The sequence below is a fragment of the Streptomyces brasiliensis genome, assembly GCF_014647875.1.
GTDB lineage: Bacteria > Actinomycetota > Actinomycetes > Streptomycetales > Streptomycetaceae > Streptomyces > Streptomyces brasiliensis.
Genome location: NZ_BMQA01000185.1, coordinates 1 through 2,682 on the forward strand (window position 1 = coordinate 1; position 2,682 = coordinate 2,682).

Here is a 2,682-nt window from a genome sequence, read left to right on the forward strand (position 1 = left end):
CGAAGGCGCTGTCGATCGTGGGCGGCATGATCGCCGGGGCGGACAGCATCGATGACCTGGTGCGACACGAAGTCGCTTGAGAAGAGTGGGAATCACCAAGGAGGCTCGACAATGTCGAAGGTGTAGGACCCGAGTCAGTGCACATAGGATTCGTTCCCGCCTCAGCGTGCGTCGCGAGCAATTGCGGGGTGCGAAGCCTGAGGGAAATGCCCAAGGGCCCTTGTTCCATCCGGGGGTTACAGGCTGGGAAAGGCCGGACGGGTGAATGCAAATGAACTCTCGATGATGCCTCGTCACGATGACTCCCGCCGATGGGTTGCTCCAGCGGGAGATAGGGACTGGCCGTTGGAATACGGCAGGCGCCGACTGGAGATGGGTCGCCAGTCGGGAGTGCACCGCCGTCCCCGGGGTACAGAGAGCACCCTCCCCGGTCGCGTCTCTCTCATGCGGAACGTGACAATCCCGATGGAGTCCAGGTGGTATTTCTAGCCTGGTAAGCCAACCGCAAGGAAGGCCCAATCCTCCAGCGGGGGCAGGAAGACCCAACAAGCGAATGCCGGCAGCCGAAAGGCAACAGGAAAAAAAAAGTGAATCATGAGCCGACACCTCCGTCGGTGATTCCCGCATAACTGGCCGGACAGGGGCCGATGCCTCGACCTGAAAGGGTGCTGACGTGGGTCTGGTGAGCCCGTGGCGACACGATGACGACATACGCCAGAACCGAAGGGCAAGTTGGACGCCATGACAATACAGACGGGCGCAACGACGGTGCAGACCGCGACGTCCACCGCCGCCATGGCGAACGGACCTGAGGACGAGATCACCGACTGGCCGTCGATCGACTGGCGGACAGCCGAGGACGACGTACGGCGTCTACGGCAGCGCATCTTCACGGCATCGCAGGCAGGAGACCTGGCCAAGGTCAGGAATCTACAGAAGTTGATGCTCCGCTCCCGCGCCAACGCACTCGTGAGTGTGCGGCGGGTCACGGAGGTCAATGCTGGCCGCAAGACGGCGGGAGTCGACGGGAAAGTCGTCCTGCTGCCCCAGGACAAGGCCGAACTGGCCGACTGGATGCAGCATCGGGTGGCTCCGTGGAATCCCAAGCCCGTCAGGCGGGTGTATATAGCCAAGGCGAACGGAAACAGGCGCCCGCTCGGAATTCCTGTCATAGCCGACAGGTGCCTCCAGGCTCTGACGCTCAACGCGTTGGAGCCCGAGTGGGAGGCACGGCACGGGCCGAAGGTCTACGGATTTCGGCCTGGCCGTGGCTGTCATGACGCAATCGCAGCCATCCACACGACGTCTAGCGGAAAGAACGCCAAACGCCTATGGTTGCTCGATGCGGACTTGAAAGCGGCTTTCGACCGCATCGACCACGATCATCTGCTCGCATCGCTGGGCACATTTCCCGGTAGGGGAATGATCGCCGGGTGGCTGAAGGCAGGTGCGGTCGAGAAAGGTTGGTTCACCCCCACGGCGGAAGGGACTCCGCAAGGCGGGGTGATCAGTCCCGCGCTATTGAATATCGCCTTGCATGGAATGGAAAAGGCCGCTGGAGTCCGCTACAGCGCTCTCGGTAGTGATGCTGCGAGCCTTGCACGAGACTCTCCGGTTTTGGTCGTCTACGCCGACGACCTTCTGGCACTGTGCCACACTCGGGCGCAGGCCGAGGAGGTCAAGGCGCGGTTGGCCGCGTGGCTCATGCCCCGGGGGCTGGCCTTCAACGAGGACAAAACGCACATCGTCCACCTCGATGAGGGTTGCGACTTCCTGGGGTTCAACATCCAACGCCATCGCGGCAAGCTGCTGATCAAGCCGAGCAACGCGGCCCTGCGGCGAATCCGGAACAGGCTCGCCGCCGAAGTGCTGGCCCTGCGAGGGGCCAACGCCGAAGCGGTGATTGCCAAGCTCAACCCGATCATCAAGGGCTGGGCGGCCTACTACCGGATCGGGGTCTCCAAACGGGCGTTCAGCTCGTTGGATGCCTACGTATGGAGGCTGGTCCACAAGTGGGCCAGATTCTCCCATCCGAACAAGTCGAAGAAATGGGTGGTCGCCCGCTATTTCGGCAAGTTCAATTCGTTCAGGCGCGACGCGTGGGTGTTCGGGGACCGCGTCAGCGGCCACTACCTGCGCAAGTTCGCCTGGACGCCGATAGTCCGGCACCGGATGGTGCCAGGAACGGCATCAGTCGATGATCCCGCCCTGGCCGACTTCTGGGCCCGACGGCGCCGTCACGGCAAACCCCCGCTGAGCACGGCCAACCTACGTCTGTTGCAGACACAGGACGGCCGATGCCCGCTCTGCCGGGAACCTCTGCTGCACGCCGATCATGAGCCTCAAAGCCCGCACGAATGGGAACAGTGGCTCAAGGTCACCCACACCGCGATCCGCAACCACGCGATCATCGCGGATACGGGAGACGGCACGCCGGACAAACCCGCCGCCCCACGCCTCATCCACACCCATTGCCACCGTCGGATGACCACCGACACCGGCACACGACCAGCGCTTCTACCAACCCGCGAGCCATAGGGCTTGCTTGAGCCGGTTGCCCGGAAACGGGCATGGCCGGTTCTGAGGGGGCGGGGACGCAGCAATGCGTTCCCGCTACCCGACGACGTTCTCCGGCACGGTGGCCTGTCCCGCCTGTTCGACGGCGTGCGTGCGCCGTCGACG

Annotated in this window: 1 protein-coding gene; it reads left to right on the forward strand. The window is 63.5% G+C overall.

Annotated elements, in window-relative coordinates; translation table 11 throughout:
- Window positions 1–741: 741 nt before the first annotated feature.
- On the forward strand, window positions 742–2,538 hold the full coding sequence (locus IEZ19_RS49530) for a reverse transcriptase domain-containing protein (RefSeq protein WP_189317918.1): 1,797 nt from the start codon (window positions 742–744) through the stop codon (window positions 2,536–2,538).
- Window positions 2,539–2,682: the final 144 nt, after the last annotated feature.

Coding starts and splice junctions, on each gene's coding strand:
- IEZ19_RS49530 (WP_189317918.1), top strand. CDS start 742: ATGACAATACAGACGGGCGCAACGACGGTGCAGACCGCGACGTCCACC.